Annotated in this window: 14 protein-coding genes and 1 riboswitch; of the genes, 3 read left to right on the forward strand and 11 right to left on the reverse strand. The window is 63.8% G+C overall.

All coding sequences use genetic code 11. The annotated features are described in order from the left end of the window. Positions 1 to 51 precede the first annotated feature (51 nt). The 11 genes from C2L64_RS02250 to C2L64_RS02300 all read right to left on the reverse strand — a co-directional run bounded on the left by C2L64_RS02250 (position 52) and on the right by C2L64_RS02300 (position 13,359). On the reverse strand, positions 52 to 810 hold the full coding sequence (locus tag C2L64_RS02250; protein WP_007746534.1) for a lysophospholipid acyltransferase family protein: 759 nt from the start codon (positions 808 to 810) through the stop codon (positions 52 to 54). A gap of 38 nt (positions 811 to 848) precedes the next feature. Beyond that, positions 849 to 1,406 carry a D-glycero-beta-D-manno-heptose 1,7-bisphosphate 7-phosphatase gene (gene gmhB, locus C2L64_RS02255; protein ID WP_007746533.1) on the reverse strand — a complete coding sequence of 186 codons (558 nt, stop codon included), beginning with the start codon at positions 1,404 to 1,406 and terminating at the stop codon, positions 849 to 851. Between the two features lie 10 nt (positions 1,407 to 1,416). Continuing rightward, complete coding sequence (glyS, locus tag C2L64_RS02260; protein ID WP_090835958.1) at positions 1,417 to 3,516, reverse strand: glycine--tRNA ligase subunit beta; 2,100 nt, start codon at positions 3,514 to 3,516, stop codon at positions 1,417 to 1,419. Positions 3,517 to 3,531: 15 nt separating this feature from the next. Next, positions 3,532 to 4,539 (reverse strand): glycine--tRNA ligase subunit alpha, encoded by a 1,008-nt coding sequence (gene glyQ / locus C2L64_RS02265; protein ID WP_007746531.1) that lies wholly within the window; start codon positions 4,537 to 4,539, stop codon positions 3,532 to 3,534. Positions 4,540 to 4,767: 228 nt separating this feature from the next. Next, the gene (gene lnt, locus C2L64_RS02270; RefSeq protein ID WP_090835959.1) at positions 4,768 to 6,507 is read right to left on the reverse strand and encodes an apolipoprotein N-acyltransferase; all 1,740 of its coding nucleotides are present in this window, start codon (positions 6,505 to 6,507) and stop codon (positions 4,768 to 4,770) included. 33 nt (positions 6,508 to 6,540) lie between these two features. Next, positions 6,541 to 7,437, reverse strand: coding sequence for an HlyC/CorC family transporter (locus C2L64_RS02275; RefSeq protein WP_007746529.1), 897 nt, complete (start codon positions 7,435 to 7,437; stop codon positions 6,541 to 6,543). Between the two features lie 1,009 nt (positions 7,438 to 8,446). Further along, positions 8,447 to 9,100: a gamma-glutamylcyclotransferase gene (locus tag C2L64_RS02280; RefSeq protein WP_039902966.1), complete on the reverse strand. Its 654-nt coding sequence runs from the start codon at positions 9,098 to 9,100 to the stop codon at positions 8,447 to 8,449. A gap of 87 nt (positions 9,101 to 9,187) precedes the next feature. After that, the gene (gene ybeY, locus C2L64_RS02285) at positions 9,188 to 9,649 is read right to left on the reverse strand and encodes an rRNA maturation RNase YbeY (RefSeq protein ID WP_007745316.1); all 462 of its coding nucleotides are present in this window, start codon (positions 9,647 to 9,649) and stop codon (positions 9,188 to 9,190) included. Between the two features lie 30 nt (positions 9,650 to 9,679). Beyond that, the gene (locus C2L64_RS02290; RefSeq protein ID WP_090835960.1) at positions 9,680 to 10,762 is read right to left on the reverse strand and encodes a PhoH family protein; all 1,083 of its coding nucleotides are present in this window, start codon (positions 10,760 to 10,762) and stop codon (positions 9,680 to 9,682) included. A 33-nt stretch (positions 10,763 to 10,795) separates the two neighbouring features. After that, positions 10,796 to 12,166: a tRNA (N6-isopentenyl adenosine(37)-C2)-methylthiotransferase MiaB gene (gene miaB / locus C2L64_RS02295; RefSeq protein WP_086916968.1), complete on the reverse strand. Its 1,371-nt coding sequence runs from the start codon at positions 12,164 to 12,166 to the stop codon at positions 10,796 to 10,798. Between the two features lie 191 nt (positions 12,167 to 12,357). After that, positions 12,358 to 13,359, reverse strand: coding sequence for a LysR family transcriptional regulator (locus C2L64_RS02300; protein WP_090835961.1), 1,002 nt, complete (start codon positions 13,357 to 13,359; stop codon positions 12,358 to 12,360). A gap of 114 nt (positions 13,360 to 13,473) precedes the next feature. Between C2L64_RS02300 and C2L64_RS02305 the strand changes: the two genes are divergently transcribed. From C2L64_RS02305 to C2L64_RS02315, 3 genes are all read left to right on the forward strand, one after another. Beyond that, positions 13,474 to 13,869: a VOC family protein gene (locus C2L64_RS02305; protein ID WP_007745312.1), complete on the forward strand. Its 396-nt coding sequence runs from the start codon at positions 13,474 to 13,476 to the stop codon at positions 13,867 to 13,869. 20 nt (positions 13,870 to 13,889) lie between these two features. Beyond that, complete coding sequence (locus tag C2L64_RS02310; RefSeq protein ID WP_090835962.1) at positions 13,890 to 15,068, forward strand: MFS transporter; 1,179 nt, start codon at positions 13,890 to 13,892, stop codon at positions 15,066 to 15,068. Between the two features lie 282 nt (positions 15,069 to 15,350). Next, positions 15,351 to 16,055 carry a helix-turn-helix domain-containing protein gene (locus tag C2L64_RS02315; RefSeq protein ID WP_090835999.1) on the forward strand — a complete coding sequence of 235 codons (705 nt, stop codon included), beginning with the start codon at positions 15,351 to 15,353 and terminating at the stop codon, positions 16,053 to 16,055. Positions 16,056 to 16,130: 75 nt separating this feature from the next. After that, positions 16,131 to 16,301, forward strand: a riboswitch (FMN riboswitch). The last annotated feature ends 75 nt before the right edge of the window (positions 16,302 to 16,376 follow it).

Consider the following 16,376-nt stretch of genomic DNA (forward strand, 5'->3'; position numbering starts at 1 on the left):
TTCGCGCTGATACGCTGCAACGCGCGCATGTGCGCATTGCAGCGTGGCGCGTCAGATACGGGCGGCGGCGGGCGTGCTTTGCTCGTCGCCATAAGCGGCCGGATCGATACGACGCATCTCGGCCTCGATCCACGTTTCAACGCGCGTGTTCACTTCGTCGGGCGTGAGCCCGGTGGTGTCGATCGGTTTGCCGATCGACACTGTGACTATACCCGGATATTTCATAAACGAGTTGCGCGGCCACACGCGCCCTGCGTTATGCGCGATGGGGACGACGGCCGCGCCCGTCGCAACCGCGAAGCGCGCGCCACCCGTCTTGTACTTGCCCTGCCTGCCCGTCGGCGTGCGCGTGCCTTCCGGGAACATGATGACCCACGCGCCTTCGGACATGCGTCGCGCGCCCTGCCGCGTCACCGATGCAAACGCATTCTTGCCTTCCTTGCGGTCGATCTGAATCATCTTCAGCATGCCGAGCGCCCAGCCGAAGAATGGTACATACAACAACTCGCGCTTGAACACGTAGCAGAGCGGTCGCGGCATCAACGCGGGAAACGCGAGCGTCTCCCACGCGGATTGATGTTTCGACAGCAACACGGTGGGACCGTTCGGCAGGTTTTCCATGCCGCGTATTTCGTAGCGGATGTTGTTCAGCCAGCGCACGACAGCGAGCGTCGTGCGGCACCAGCCGACAGCCATCCAGTAGCGGTTATCGGCGCGCATGAACGGAAACGCGATGAAGCACGCGGTCGCGTAGGGAATCGTGAAGACCGCAAAAAATATCAGCAGCAACAGCGAGCGGATGAAGCGCATCGGCGTGGTCAGTGAGGTGAGGGCGTGCTAGGCACGCATCATTCTTGTTCTTCGGCGAGGAAGTCGAGTGCGAACGCGCGCAGGTCGTTATGCACGACCGTACCTTCGGGAAGGCCGCCTGCTTCGAGCGTCTTCTTGCCCTTACCCGTCAGCACGAGGTGCGGGACGAAACCGAGCGCGGCGCCTGCCTGCAGATCGCGCAACGAATCGCCGACGCAAGGCGTCTCTTCCGGTTCGATCTCGAAGCGCTCCGCGATCATCTTCAGCATGCCGGGCTTCGGCTTGCGGCATTCGCAGTGGTCGTCGGCCGTGTGCGGGCAGAAGAACACGGCGTCGATGCGCCCGCCGACGGCAGCCGCCGCGCGATGCATCTTCAGATGCATCGCGTTGAGCGCGTCCATGTCGAACAGGCCGCGGCCGATACCCGACTGATTCGTCGCAATCGCCACGCGATAGCCGGCCTGATTGAGCCGCGCGATTGCTTCGAGGCTGCCGGGCAACGCGACCCACTCGTCGGGTGTTTTGATGAACGCGTCCGAGTCGGCGTTGATCACGCCGTCCCGGTCGAGCACTACCAGTTTCTTTGCAGTCGCCATGATGCGTCGCTCAGGCTGCCAGACGCGAAATGTCCGCGACGCAGTTCATCTGTTGATGGAGCGCGCCGAGCAGCGCAAGGCGGTTTGCGCGCAGCGCCGGGTCTTCGGCGTTGACCATCACGTCGTTGAAGAACGTGTCGACGGGTTCGCGTAGCGCCGCGAGCGCCGACAGCGCGCCCGTGTACTGGCGCGCGGCCAGTTGCGACTGCACGCGCGGCGCGACCTGTTCGAGCTGCGCATGCAGCGCTTTTTCGGCTGCTTCGACGAGCAGCGCGATCTGCACGCCGTTCGCGTTCGCGCCTTCCGACTTCTTCAGGATGTTCGAGATGCGCTTGTTTGCCGCCGCGAGCGACGCCGCTTCTACGAGCGTCGCAAACTCACGTACGGCATCCAGGCGCGCGACGATGTCGTCGAAACGCGTCGGGTTGAGCGCGAGCACGGCATCCACTTCGCCTGCCGAGTAGCCGCGTTCGCGCAACTGGCCGCGCAGACGGTCGATGCAGAACTCGTAAATAGCTTGCGTCGAATCGGCGACGTTCGGCACGTTCGCGAATTGCGCATAGGTGACGCGCAGCAGTTCGACGAGGTCGATCGGCAACTGCTTTTCGACGAGGATACGCAGCACGCCGAGCGCGTGACGGCGCAGCGCGAACGGATCTTTTTCGCCCGTCGGTTGCAGGCCGATGCCCCAGATACCGACCAGCGTTTCGAGCTTGTCCGCGAGCGCGACGATCGTGCCCGTCACCGTCGACGGCAACGCGTCGCCGGAGAAGCGCGGCTGATAGTGTTCCGAGCACGCGAGCGCGACTTCTTCCGGCTCGCCGTCGTGGCGCGCGTAGTACGTGCCCATCGTGCCTTGCAGCTCGGGGAATTCGCCGACCATGTCGGTAAGCAAGTCGGCCTTCGCGAGATGCGCGCCGCGCTTCGCGAGCGCGACGTCCGCGCCGATCATCTGCGCGATCGCGCCTGCCAGCGCTTCGACGCGTTCGACACGTTGCAGCGCCGAACCGAGCTTGTTGTGATAGACGACGTTCGCGAGTTGCGGCACGCGGTCCGCGAGCGGCTTTTTCTTGTCGTGCTCGAAGAAGAACTTCGCGTCGGCGAGGCGCGGGCGCACCACGCGCTCATTGCCTTCGACGATCTCGACAGGTGTCTTCGTCTCGATGTTCGACACGATCAGAAAGCGCGAGCGCAGCTTGCCGTTCGCGTCGGTGAGCGCGAAGTATTTCTGGTTGGTCTGCATCGTGAGGATCAGGCATTCCTGCGGTACTTGCAGGAACTCGTCCTCGAACGTGCATGCGTAGACGACGGGCCATTCGACCAGCGACGTCACTTCGTCGAGCAGCGACTCGGGCATCACGACCTGATCGCCGTTTGCCTGCGCGAGCAGATGCGTGCGGATGGTTTCCTTGCGGTCCGAGAAATTCGGCACGACGTGGCCGCGATGCATCAGCGTCTCGGCGTAGTGATCGGCATGCTGGATCTGCACGAAACCTTCGGACAGGAAGCGATGACCGAGCGTGGTGTCGTCGGCATCGATGCCGAACGCGGTGACGGGCACGACCTCTTTGTCATGCAGCACCGTCAGACGATGCACGGGGCGCACGAACTGCACGTTCGAGCCGTCCGGGCGCTGATACGTCATGACCTTCGGAATGGGCAGCTTGGCGAGCGTCTCGTCGAGCGCCGTCTGCAGGCCTTCGGCGAGCGTCGCGCCGGGCGCTGCATAGCGCAGGAAGAATGCGTCAGCCTTGCCGTCGTTCGCGCGTTCGAGATCGTTCACCGAGAAATCGGGGAAGCCGAGCGCCGCGAGCTTCTTCGCGAGCGGCGGCGTGGGCTGGCCGTTCGCATCGAGCGCGACGGACACGGGCAGCACTTTTTCGCGTACGTGTTTTTCCGGCGCGACGCTACGAACGTTCTTGATGGTGACGGCGAGGCGGCGCGGCGTGGCGTAACGCTCGAACGACAGTTCGCCTTCGATCAGATCACGCGCGGCGAGACGTTGCGCGATGCCTTCCGCGAACGCATCGCCCAGGCGCGCGAGTGCTTTGGGCGGCAGTTCCTCGGTCAGCAGTTCGACGAGCAGGGTGGCTTGATGGGATTGCGTCATGTCTTCTTGGTCTCGTCAGTCCTGGTCGATCTTGCGTTCGACTTTGAGCGGCGGCGCCCACGTGGGCATCGCGGCGTCCTGTTCGTCGGTGGTGAGGCCGGGTACGCCATGCACGGGATTGCCGAGCATCGGGAAGCCGAGCTTTTCGCGCGAGTCGTAGTAAGCCTGCGCGACGAGGCGCGACAGCGCACGAATGCGGCCGATATACGCCGCGCGTTCCGTCACGGAGATCGCGCCGCGCGCGTCGAGCAGATTGAAGGTGTGAGCGGCCTTCAGCACGAGTTCGTAAGCGGGCAGCGCGAGCGGCACTTCGATCATCCGCTTCGCTTCGGCTTCGTAGCTGTTGAAGAACGTGAACAGCAGATCGGTGTTGGCGTGCTCGAAGTTGTACGTCGACTGTTCGACTTCGTTCTGGTGATACACGTCGCCATACGTGAGGCGGCGCATTTCCGGACCGTTCGGGCCTTGTTCTTCCCACTCGGTCCAGATGAGGTCATAGACGTTCTCGACCTTCTGCAGATACATCGCGAGACGCTCGAGACCGTACGTGATTTCGCCGAGCACCGGCTTGCAGTCGAGGCCGCCGACCTGCTGGAAGTACGTGAACTGCGTCACTTCCATGCCGTTGAGCCACACTTCCCAGCCGAGGCCCCACGCGCCGAGCGTCGGGTTTTCCCAGTCGTCCTCGACGAAGCGCACGTCGTTCTGCTTCAGGTCGAAGCCGAGCGCTTCGAGCGAGCCGAGGTACAGGTCGAGGATGTTTTCCGGCGCGGGCTTCAGCACGACCTGATACTGGTAGTAGTGCTGCAGACGGTTGGGGTTCTCACCATAGCGGCCGTCCTTCGGACGGCGCGACGGCTGGACATACGCTGCCCGCCACGGCTCGGGGCCGATCGCGCGCAGGAACGTATGGACGTGGGAAGTGCCCGCACCGACTTCCATGTCGATCGGCTGGAGCAGCGCGCAACCCTGCTTGTCCCAATAGGATTGCAGCGTCAGGATGATTTGCTGAAACGTGAGCATGAAGTGCCTTGAAGGGTGCCTTTCAGGCAGGACGCGGATGCCGTGCGGCCTGGGGGCGTGCCGGTCGTGCTGGCCGTCCGCTCCATAGCCGGCCGGTTGCGCGGCCCAGTGCTGTAAAACCCTGAATTTTACCGGATTGCCGGTGGCTTGAGACTTTCTGGGGCCTGGTGATTCGACGGGGGCGCGTCGTTGTGTTGTTTCGCGTTGCGCCGCCCGTATGACTTGATGTTAGGCGTTGTCGTCGTGCTTTGTGTCGGTGCTTACGCTGTTCGTGCCGTTGCGCACCTTGGCGCGGCCCGACCGATCGCGGCCCGGACCGAACGCAAAACCAAATGCGAGGAACAGCAGCGAAACGGCGAGTACCGTGTTGTTGCCGCTCGTCACGTACGGCGTGAAGCCCGTCGTGCCTTGCACGGTTGTTTCGATCGAACCTTGGGTGAATGTGGGCAGGCGCGCGATGACGTTGCCGTGCGCGTCGATCGCGGCCGTCGCGCCCGTGTTCGTCGCGCGCAGCATGGGGCGCCCCGTTTCGAGCGAGCGCATGCGCGCGATCTGCAGATGTTGATCGAGCGCGATCGTGTCGCCGAACCACGCGAGATTCGTCGAGTTGACGAGCACGCCCGCCGGCAAATCACTCTCGCGCACCGTGCGCGCGATTTCCTCGCCGAAGATGTCTTCGTAGCAGATATCGACGGCGACCGGCTGGTTGTGCACGACGAACGGCTTCTGCACGGGCGCGCCGCGCGCGAAATCGCCGAGCGGAATGTTCATCAGATTCACGAACCAGCGGAAGCCCCACGGCACGAACTCGCCGAACGGCACGAGATGATGCTTGTCGTAGCGATACACGCCCGTCTGGCCCGGCGTGATGCCGAACAGGCTGTTGGTGTAATCGACGACGCGTCCTTCCGGCGTGATCGTTCCGCCGACCGCGCCGAACAGAATCGACGAATGCGTCGAATCCGCGAAATTTCGCACGGCGAGCGCGAACGACTCGGGGATCGCCTGCGCGAGCACAGGAATGGCTGTTTCCGGCGTGACGATGAGATCGGCGGGCTTTGCTGTGATCATCCGCTGATATTCGTCGATGGCTGCTTTCACGCCCGACTCTTCGAACTTCATGTCCTGCTTCACGTTGCCTTGCAGGAGGCGCACGGTCAGCGTCGCGTTGGCGGGCGTCGTCCACGAAACGAGCGGCAGCACGAGGCCCGCTGCGATCAGCGCGACGGCAATCGCGGCAGGCACCGCAACGCGCACGGTTCGCGGCGCAGCGGGTGCATTGCCATTTTTCGAGGTCAGCGAACGCAGCACGGCCTGCGCGATCAGCGCGGCGGCGAGCGCGAGCACCCAGCCGACGCCGTACACGCCGACAATCGGCGCGAATCCCGCAAACGGCCCATCGACCTGCGCGTAGCCACTTGCGAGCCACGGAAAGCCGGTGAACACCGTGCCGCGCAGCCATTCGCCGATCGCCCACGCGCTCGCGAACGCAAAGGCGCCGTGCCAGGTGGGCGAAAACGGCTGATCGTCGACGAGTTTGCCGTTGCGCGCGTGTCCTGCGCAGAACGACCAGACGCCAGCTGCGAGCGCCGGATAGACGGCCAGATACAGCGAGAACAGCACGAGTGCCGTGCCCGCGAGGGGCGCCGGCATGCCGCCGTAGAAGTGCATGCTCACGTACAGCCACCACACGCCCGACACGTAGTTGCCGAAGCCGAACGCGAAGCCGGTGAGGGCCGCGCTTTTCCAGCCCGTGGTGCGCGTGAGCCACGCGAAGAAGAAAACGAAGATCGCGAGTTCGAGCCAGCCGCCGTGCGGCGTGGGCGCGAAGGATAGCGTGTTGAGCGCGCCGGCGGCTGCGGCGGCGAGGTAGTGCCACCACGGCAACGTCCGGGCGCGCCCGATGTTTGCATCGGCTGCGTCGGACGTCACGCCGCGGCGCAGACGGGAAGTGATCGGGTCGGCCATTCTTGCGTGGTCGGCTTCAGGGAAACGGGGGAATCAGGTCTGCACGTGCTGGGCGTCGCGTTCGCGCTGCCCAGCGAGCGGATCGCGGCGCACGAGCAGCATGTGGATCTGGCGCGCGTCGGCGCGCAGCACTTCGAAGATCAGGTCGTCGAGCTTTACTTTCTCGCCGCGATGCGGCACGCGTCCGAAATGGTGCGTGACAAGGCCGCCGATCGTGTCGACTTCCTCGTCGGAGTAATGGGTGCCGAACTCTTCGTTGAACTGCTCGATCTCGGTCAGCGCGCGCACGCGATAGCGTCCGTCCGGCGACGCGATGATATTCCCGCTTTCTTCGTCGAAATCGTATTCGTCCTCGATGTCGCCGACGATCTGCTCCAGCACGTCCTCGATCGTGATCAGGCCCGCGACGCCGCCGTATTCGTCGACGACGATCGCGATGTGATTACGGTTGACGCGGAAGTCGTGCAGCAGCACGTTCAGACGCTTCGATTCGGGGATGAACACGGCGGGGCGCAGCATGCCGCGCACGTCGGCTTCGCCTTCAGCGTAGTAGCGCAGCAGATCTTTCGCGAGCAGCACGCCGATCACATTGTCGCGATTGCCTTCGTACACGGGATAGCGCGAGTGCGCCTTTTCCAGCATGTACGGAATGAATTCGTCGGGGGCGTCCGCGATGTTGATCGCGTCCATTTGCGAGCGCGGGATCATGATGTCGCGCGCGCAGAGCTCGGAAACCTGGAACACGCCTTCGATCATCGACAGCGAATCTGCGTCGATCAGATTGCGTTCGTGCGCGTCCTGCAGGATTTCGAGAAGTTCGCCGCGAGAATCGGGCTCGGGCGAGATGAAGTCGGTCAATCGCTCGAGGAGGGAGCGCTTTTCCTGGGGTTTGTCGCTGGTATGGCGTCGACTGGGATACGAATCGTTCATGGTGGTGCGCCCGGAAAGCTGGACGCGCTGTTGCAGAGTGTTAAGGATACACCACGTGCGTGGCAGGACCGTGTCCTGGGGCCACCGCGTGGTGCAGGGCGTATTTTCCGGTTTGGGCCGGCTGGTTCCACCGGGGGTACGATGGTTTTCGGCGGAAAGCGCTCGCTTTTATCCTAACTGATATCTGGGGGTTGGGGGGCGTGTGGTCAAAATTAGGTTTTTCGTAGTGGGCCAGCGGTTTGGTTTTTTTGTCTGCGACGCCGGGTGGGGGGCTGCGCGGGCTTTCAACGCTCTGTGCCCGCGTTTGCGCTGGCATCCGCGTTACGGTGTTTGCCGTTCATGCGTCGCCCCTGTGCGGGGCGGCACCTACTTTTCTTTGCCGCCGCAAAGAAAAGTAGGCAAAAGAAAGCGGCTAACACCGCCAACATTTCTTCTTGCCTGAGGGCCCCCAACCGGTCTTACGCTTCACACGGCAGCATTTCTGTTCACGCGAGTTGCCAACGCTTCGAATGACCGCCTCACCCACTTCAAACACCCGAACAAAAGCTAGCGGCAGCGAATGGTTCGCGCCGCCCAGGTGGCAAACTGTGTGTAGGTTGTCGCGTCGTATAGCCTGGCGCTCATACATGGTGGTGCGCGTGCGCCATCGGTCCGAAGTGAGGCGTGTGTGCCTCTACGGCCTACACACAGTTTGCCACCTTGGCGGCGGCGGAATATCTGGCACGGCGTGCCGCAACGCGGGCGCGTGGAGCAGGTGAGGCGCTCGTTCAATGCGCTGGCAACGAGCATGAGTCACGTGATTGCCGTGTGAAGCGTAGGAACCTTTGGGGGCCCTCAGGCAAACACAAGAAATGGCGGTGTTAGCCGCTTTCTTTTGCCTACTTTTCTTTGCGGCGGCAAAGAAAAGTAGGTGCCGCCCCGCACAGGGGCGACGCGTGAATGGCAAACACCGTAGCGCGGATGCCAGCGAAAACACAAGCAAACCTCGCAGCGTCGCAGACAAAAAAACCTACCCCCGACACCTCGCCAACAGCGCCTCGAGCGCTCTATCGGGCATACCACTCTCCCGCAGCGCCTCAACCGTACGACTCACATAATCAAGCGTCGTGCCATATCGCCCGGAAGCACACCCAAGCACCGCCTTCACAACATCATCAGACAGCTTGCCCGTATAAGAAGCCACATCCCGCCGCATCACAAACGCGAGCGCATCGACGCGCCGCCCGTCGGCAAGCACGCACGGCAGCCACGCCGGACGATACGAACCCATCGCCATCTCGCGCCGCCACAGCGCTTCCAGATGCGGCATCGCGCCCTCAGCGGCGAGCCTGAACGCAATCCCACTACACGACCCGCCACGGTCCAGCGCAAGCACAAGCCCGGGCTGCTCCGGTGTCCCGCGATTAACACGCGACCACAAATACAGCCCGCGATGATATCCATGCACCCGCGAGCGCAACGCCTCGACAGTCGGCAGACCGGGGTTCCAGATCAGCGACCCATAGCCGAACAGCCACAAGTCGCTAGTGCGATCCCAGTCTCTCAGTGCGCACTCGAGCGACGCGCGCAGTTCATCGTCCGTCAACAGCCGCGACTCGCCGAGCGACGGCGGATAGTCGGGGCACGGTTGACGCGGCGTCGGTGATGAAAGGGGTTGGCTCACGTTGATTCGATCGGTTGGCTGTCTGGGTTGTCAGAGCCTGCGATCGACCAGGCGGCGATGCCGGCTCAACATTTCTGCTATCGAGCCTTATTCGTACGGGTCGGGGAAGCCGAGCTTGCCGAGCACCTCGGTTTCGATGGCTTCCATTTCTTCGGCTTCGGCCTCGTCTTCGTGGTCGTAGCCTTGCGCGTGCAGCGTGCCGTGGACGAGCAGATGCGCGTAATGCGCTTCGAGCGGCTTGCCCTGTTCGTTCGCTTCCTTCTCGACGACAGGGCAGCACAAGATCAGGTCGCCCGTGACGGGATCGTCTTCCGATTCCGCATAGGCGAACGTCAGCACGTTGGTCGAGTAGTCCTTGCCGCGATACGTGCGGTTCAGCGTGCGGCCTTCGTCGGCGTCGACGAAACGCACGGTCAGTTCGGCGTCCGCGAAGAGCGCGGCCTTGATCCACGCGGCGACCGTTGCCTTCGGCAACAGCGCCTTGTGCTCGGGCCACGCTTTTCCAGCGGGAAATTGCAGGTTCAGCGACAGTTTCGGGGCGCGGCTCATGCGTCGTTCTTCGTCCGGGTCATGTCCGCGTTACTTCGCTGCGTTGGCGGCTTCGGCGGCGGCCGCTTCCTTCTGCGACGCCGCGTCGTACGCCTCGACGATACGCGCGACGAGCGGATGACGCACCACGTCCACACTCGTGAAGCGCGTGAGCGCTATGCCGCGCACGTCCTCGAGCACGCGCTGCGCCTCGATCAGCCCGCTCTTGTGGCCACGCGGCAAGTCGATCTGCGTCGTGTCGCCCGTGACGACCGCCTTCGAGCCGAAGCCGATACGCGTCAGGAACATCTTCATCTGCTCGGGCGTCGTGTTCTGCGCCTCGTCGAGAATGATGAACGCGTGATTCAGTGTGCGGCCACGCATGTACGCGAGCGGTGCGATCTCGATCATCTGGCGCTCGAACATCTTCGCGGTCTTGTCGAAGCCGAGCAGATCGTAAAGCGCGTCATACAACGGACGCAGATACGGATCGACCTTCTGCGCGAGATCGCCAGGCAGGAAGCCGAGCCGCTCGCCCGCTTCGACGGCGGGGCGCGTCAGCACGATGCGCTTCACCTGATCGCGTTCGAGTGCGTCAACCGCACACGCGACGGCCAGATACGTCTTGCCGGTGCCCGCCGGGCCGACGCCGAAGGTGACATCGTGCGAGACAATCTGCTTCAGATACTCGCGCTGCGCCGGCGTGCGGCCGCGCAGATCGGCACGGCGCGTATACAGCTTCGGACCGAGTTCTTCCTCGTCCTCTACGCCTTCATGCGCCGGTTCGTCGAACGGATGATCGGGGTCGCCGCGAAAACGCCCGTCGGCTGCTGCCTCACCGTTGCCGCCCGCGCGTCCGTTGGTGCCTGGGTGGCGCGCTTCGACGAGCGCAAGCTGGATGTCGTCGACGGAGATCGGATCGCGCGCGCTGTTGTAGAAGTTTTCGAGCGCATTGAGCGCGATTTTCGCGCCGCGCCCGCGAATGCTGATGCGGTGTCCGCGTCGTTGCAGCGTAACGTCGAGCGCTTGCTCGATCTGCCGCAGGTTTTCGTCGAGCGGTCCGCAGAGGTTGGCAAGCCGCGCGTTGTCGTCGCGCGGCGCAGTGAATTCCAGATGTTGCTGAGTGGTCTTCAAGGCTTGAGTTCGGTCCTGTCAGTGCGCTACAGCTTAATGAGTGGCGGGTGCGGTGTCGTGAACCATCACGAGTTCGCCGCGCAACGAGTGCGGATACGCATGCACGATCTTCACGTCGATCATCTGCCCGATCAGGCGAGCGTGTGAATCAACGGGCGCGGGGAAATTCACCACGCGGTTGTTCTCGGTACGGCCCGCGAGTTCGTTCGGGTCCTTGCGCGCGGGGCGCTCGACCAGAATGCGCTCGATCTTGCCGACCATCGCCGCGCTGATGCGCTGCACGTTTTCCTCGATGGTCGCCTGCAAATGCTGCAGACGGCGCAGCTTCACTTCGCGCGGCGTGTCGTCGTGCAGGTTCGCGGCGGGCGTGCCGGGACGCGGGCTGTAGATGAACGAGAAACTCGTGTCGTAGCTCATGTCGTGCACGAGTTGCATCATCTTGTCGAAGTCTTCTTCCGTCTCGCCGGGGAAGCCGACGATCATGTCCGTCGACAGCGACAGGTTCGGACGGATCGCGCGCAGCTTGCGGATCACCGACTTGTATTCGAGCACGGTGTAGCCGCGCTTCATCGCCATCAGGATGCGGTCCGAACCGTGCTGCACGGGCAAATGCAGATGGCTCACGAGCTTCGGCACCTTCGCGTAGGTGTCGATCAGGCGCTGCGTGAACTCCTTCGGATGCGACGTCGTGTAGCGAATCCGCTCGATACCCGGAATCTCCGCGACGTATTCGATCAATGTCGCGAAGTCGGCGATTTCGGTTGAGCCGACTGTCATCGCGCCGCGAAAGGCGTTCACGTTCTGACCGAGCAGCGTGACTTCGCGCACGCCCTGATCGGCAAGACCGGCGATTTCCGTCAGCACGTCGTCGAGCGGACGCGACACTTCCTCGCCGCGGGTGTACGGCACCACGCAGTAGCTGCAGTACTTGCTGCAACCTTCCATGATCGACACGAACGCGCTCGGGCCATCGACGCGCGCCGGCGGCAGGTGATCGAACTTCTCGATTTCCGGGAAACTGATGTCGACTTGTGGACGGCCGCTCGCGCGGCGCTGGTCGATCATCTGCGGCAGACGGTGCAAGGTTTGCGGGCCGAAAACGAGGTCTACATAAGGCGCGCGCGAAACGATCGACGCGCCTTCCTGGCTCGCCACGCAGCCGCCCACGCCGATCAGCAGATTCGGGTTCGCTTCTTTCAGTTCGCGCACGCGGCCGAGATCGGAGAAGACTTTCTCCTGCGCCTTTTCGCGCACCGAGCAGGTGTTGAACAGAATGACGTCGGCGTCTTCGGGAGTGTCGGTCTTGACGAGGCCTTCGGCCGCACCGAGTACGTCGACCATCTTGTCGGAGTCGTACTCGTTCATCTGGCAGCCAAAGGTCTTTACATAAACTTTCTTGGTCATCGAGTGTTCGCCGGTCGCAGTAGTTAACCTGGGGGCGTCAATAAAAGGTGAAGAGACAAAAAACGCGTGGCGCCGCAGCGCGGAGAATCGGACGGTAAGCGGGTCCGAAGCGCCCGAAACGCGTTTTTACAGCGTAGTCCAACATTATAGCCCTTAGCTGCGTGGGGCTTTGGTGGCGTGCCGGGACGGCGTCATGCACCGGTTTCCGTGCTGGCGGGCGGTTTGCGCGTGCGCGCGGGCGTCTTTCGGGCGCCGCCCTGCGGCGGTAAGCCAAGTTGCGCTTCCAGCTCTCCCGTCACCCTGGTGAAGCGCTCGGCGAGAAAATCGAGCAGCACGCGCACGCGCGGCGCCATGAAACGGTTGCGGTGATAGAGCGCGTGCAGCGGCGCATCGGGATAACGCCATTCGGGCAGCAGCACGCGCAGGCCGTCGCTTTTCAGATCGGCCTCGACGTCCCACATCGACTTGATCACGATGCCGTAGCCGCGCAGCGCCCATTCGCGGGCGACCGCGCCGTCATTGGTTTCGCGCGCCGATTCGAGCGGAATCGTGTACGTGACGGTCTCAGCGCCGCGCGTGAAGCGCCATTCGTTGACGGGCCCCGACGCGGTGCCGAGCACGATGCAGTCGAAGCGCGCCAGATCCAGCGGATCTTTCGGCTCGCCGCGCCGCGCGATGTATTCCGGCGACGCGCACAACACCCGCGGATTCGGCGCGAGCCCGCGCGCGACGAGCGAGCTGTCCTGCGGCACACCGAAGCGGATCGCGAGGTCGATGTCTTCCTGCACCAGATTCTGTAGCGAATCGGACAGCGTCAGCGCAAACGTGACGTCCGGGTAGAGCAGATTGAATTCGTCGAGCCAGTGCATCAGCAGATTGCGCCCGAAATCCGATGTCGCGGAAATGCGCACCTTGCCGCGCACCGCGTTCTGGCCGGCTTGAAGCGCGGCTTCTCCGTCGTCGAGCGCGCGCAGCGCCTGCTGACAGCAGTTCAGGTAGAGACGGCCTTCGTCGGTGAGACGCAGTTGCCGCGTCGTGCGCTCGAACAGGCGCGCCTTTAGTCCGCCTTCGAGTTTCGCGAGGCGCGCGCTGGCCGCCGCGGGCGTGAGGCCGAGCTTTCGGCCCGCCGCCGACAGGCTGCCCAACTGCGCCGCTTCGACAAATAGCCGGATATCACCCAGGTTGTCGGTCATTATTCGACACCGTTTGAAAATCCTTCAAATGGTACGCCAATTATCAAATGAACGAGGTTCACGGACAATCCGGTCCTGAAAACGCGAAATCCGCGTTTACCCGGAGCCCGCATCATGCATCTCGACCACGCGACGATCGTCACCCCTGATCTCGACGCCACTCGACGCTTCTTCGTCGATGTCGTCGGGCTGGAGGAGGGCGCACGGCCGCCGTTCGGCGTCGGCGGTTACTGGCTTTATGCCGACGGCCGCGCCGTGATCCACCTCGTCGATTCGACGTTGCCGGGTCACTCGGGTCGTGTGACGCCGCGCATCGACCACATCGCGTTCCGTCTCGACGACGACACGCAGTGGCAGGCGCTGCTCGCACGGCTGGAGAAGGCCGGCGTCGCCTATCAGACCGCCGATGTGCCGCTTTCGGGTGAAGTGCAACTGTTCGTCGCGCTGGCATCGTCCGTCGTCATCGAGTTCGTGACGGCGGCGTGCAATGTCCGGCGCGCGTCCTTCTGAATCGTCGTCTGGAGCTTTCCATGCCCATTCCCTTGCTTGCGCTCGCGATCAGCGCGTTCGCCATCGGCACGACCGAGTTCGTCATCATGGGCTTGCTGCCCGACGTGGCGAAAGATCTCGCCGTCTCGCTTCCTTCCGCCGGTCTGCTCGTCAGCGGCTACGCGCTCGGCGTGGCCGTCGGCGCGCCGCTGCTTGCCGTCGTCACCAGCAAGATGCCGCGCAAGCTCGCGCTGCAACTGCTGATGGGCGTGTTCATCGTCGGCAATGTGTTGTGCGCGATCGCCTCCGACTACTCGGTGCTGATGATCGCGCGCGTGGTGACGTCGTTCGCGCACGGCTCGTTCTTCGGCATCGGCGCGGTGGTGGCCGCGTCGCTGGTGCCGCAGGAAAAGCGTGCAAGCGCGATCGCGCTGATGTTCACGGGCCTGACGCTGGCCAATGTGCTCGGCGTGCCGTTCGGCACGTTCATCGGCCAGCAGTTCGGCTGGCGCGCCGCGTTCTGGATCGTCGCCGCGTTCGGCGTGTTGTCGCTGGCGGGCGTCACGGCGCTCGTGCCGAACCGTCATGACACGGGCCCGGCGAGCCTCGGTCACGAAGTGCGCGTGCTGAAGGACCCGCAAGTGTGGATTGCGCTGACGATGACGGTGCTCGGCTTCGGCGGCGTGTTCGTCGTGTTCACCTACATCGCGCCGATTCTTGAGCAGGTGAGTGGCTTCACGCCGCACGGCGTGACGCTGATTCTCGTGCTGTTCGGCGTCGGTCTCACGGTCGGCAACACGATCGGCGGCAAGCTGGCGGACCGGTCGCTGATGCCGTCGCTGATGGGGATTCTGATCGCGCTCGCCGTGGTGATGGCCGTGTTTGCGCACACCAGCCATTCGCAGATTGCAGCAGCCGTCACGGTGTTCATCTGGGGAATCGCGGCGTTCGCGACCGTGCCGCCGTTGCAGATGCGTGTTGTCGAAAAGGCGAAGGCAGCGCCGAATCTGGCGTCGACGCTCAACATCGGCGCGTTCAACGTCGGCAATGCGGGCGGCGCGTGGCTCGGCGGGCTGGCGATCAGCCATGGCTACGGGCTCGACGCGTTGCCGTATGTGGCCGCTCTCGTCGCGCTGGCCGCGTTGGCGCTGACATGGATTGCAGCGCGGATGGATGCGCCCGCCGCTGTCGTCGCGCGGGATGTGCGCGAGCGGGTTTGAGTTTGGCGAGTGCGCGTTCGCGCTTCGTATGATGTTTCCGATGCCCACGCAGCGATGCGTGGGCATCGGTCTTTGCGTCTCGTGCCGATGAAGTCCGCGCGCCCGGGAACGCGCGCTACCACCGACGCTGCGTGCTGAACGCATCGCACGCCAGCGCATAAGGGTCCTCTGCGATCGTGATAACAGTGTGAAGATAACTTCGTTGGGCGCGCGAAAACCGGGTGCTAGGCTTGCCTCCATTAGTGCTTGCTCCGCACCGATGCGGGGCTTCTGGAGGTCATCATGCAGTCACCGCTTGCGCTCGTGCGCGACCGCGCGTCCGAAGGTCACGACGCAGCCCACGCCCACGACGATACGCGTTCCTCGGATTTCGACGCGCTCGAACACCGCGTCGGCGTGAACCTCGCGCGGTTGCGCGCGGAGCGTCAGTTGTCACTCGATGCTTTGGCCCGTGCGTCGGGCGTGTCGCGCGCGATGCTCGCGCAGATCGAGTCGGCGCGCAGCGTGCCGTCGATCAAGGTGCTGTGCAAGGTCGCGGCGGCGTTGAAGGTGTCGGTTGCGGCGTTCCTGCGCCAGCATGCCGTGAACGGCTTCGAGCATTTGCCGGCGGATCGCTCGGCGCGCGTCGTCACGTCGAATGGCCGGTACTGGACGCGCGCGCTGCATCCCGATTCCGAGCCGTCGACCGCGGAGTTTCACGAGCTGCGTATCGCGCCGCTGCATACCGAGCCTGGCACGCGTCGCGCGCCGGGGACGACGGTGAATCTCGTCGTCAGTGTGGGCACACTCGAAGTCAGCGTGCACGATCGCCGGCAGTTGCTGGCGACGGGGGATTCGATCGTCTTCGACGCCGACCAGCCGCACAGCCTGCGCAATCCCGGCGACACGGAAGCGCGCGCGTTTCGCGTGACCGTGAATGCGGAGACGCCGCCGCGTTGGGATGTGCCGCATGATGCGCCGCTCGCGCACGCGCATTCCGAAGGCTGAAACATGAAGCACGCGCTGGCTGCACGCCACGCGCGGTTGTTGTATGCTCTGCGAGCCGGATCGATCCGGCAATCAGTACGTCTTCAGGGCGGGGCGAAATTCCCCACCGGCGGTATGCAGGCGGCGCTTTACGAAGCGCGAGTCTGCGAGCCCGCGAGCGCCTGCGTTGTAGTTTGAGTTGCAGGGTCAGCAGATCTGGTGAGAGGCCAGAGCCGACGGTTAGAGTCCGGATGGAAGAAGATGTGCAGATAGTCATCTGAGTCTCCTGTCGGCCGGGTTGGCGCATGTGCGCTTTACTTCGGTCCCGTGCGGAATGGCCGC

Origin of the sequence: Paraburkholderia hospita (genome assembly GCF_002902965.1) — a bacterium.
Lineage (GTDB): Bacteria > Pseudomonadota > Gammaproteobacteria > Burkholderiales > Burkholderiaceae > Paraburkholderia > Paraburkholderia hospita.

What these genes read in the sequence shown, in the direction of transcription:
- C2L64_RS02250 (WP_007746534.1), bottom strand. Translation starts at nt 810, where the DNA reads ATGCGCTTCATCCGCTCGCTGTTGCTGCTGATATTTTTTGCGGTCTTC.
- gmhB (WP_007746533.1), bottom strand. Translation starts at nt 1,406, where the DNA reads ATGGCGACTGCAAAGAAACTGGTAGTGCTCGACCGGGACGGCGTGATC.
- glyS (WP_090835958.1), bottom strand. Translation starts at nt 3,516, where the DNA reads ATGACGCAATCCCATCAAGCCACCCTGCTCGTCGAACTGCTGACCGAG.
- glyQ (WP_007746531.1), bottom strand. Translation starts at nt 4,539, where the DNA reads ATGCTCACGTTTCAGCAAATCATCCTGACGCTGCAATCCTATTGGGAC.
- lnt (WP_090835959.1), bottom strand. Translation starts at nt 6,507, where the DNA reads ATGGCCGACCCGATCACTTCCCGTCTGCGCCGCGGCGTGACGTCCGAC.
- C2L64_RS02275 (WP_007746529.1), bottom strand. Translation starts at nt 7,437, where the DNA reads ATGAACGATTCGTATCCCAGTCGACGCCATACCAGCGACAAACCCCAG.
- ybeY (WP_007745316.1), bottom strand. Translation starts at nt 9,649, where the DNA reads ATGAGCCGCGCCCCGAAACTGTCGCTGAACCTGCAATTTCCCGCTGGA.
- miaB (WP_086916968.1), bottom strand. Translation starts at nt 12,166, where the DNA reads ATGACCAAGAAAGTTTATGTAAAGACCTTTGGCTGCCAGATGAACGAG.
- C2L64_RS02300 (WP_090835961.1), bottom strand. Translation starts at nt 13,359, where the DNA reads ATGACCGACAACCTGGGTGATATCCGGCTATTTGTCGAAGCGGCGCAG.
- C2L64_RS02305 (WP_007745312.1), top strand. Translation starts at nt 13,474, where the DNA reads ATGCATCTCGACCACGCGACGATCGTCACCCCTGATCTCGACGCCACT.
- C2L64_RS02310 (WP_090835962.1), top strand. Translation starts at nt 13,890, where the DNA reads ATGCCCATTCCCTTGCTTGCGCTCGCGATCAGCGCGTTCGCCATCGGC.
- C2L64_RS02315 (WP_090835999.1), top strand. Translation starts at nt 15,351, where the DNA reads ATGCAGTCACCGCTTGCGCTCGTGCGCGACCGCGCGTCCGAAGGTCAC.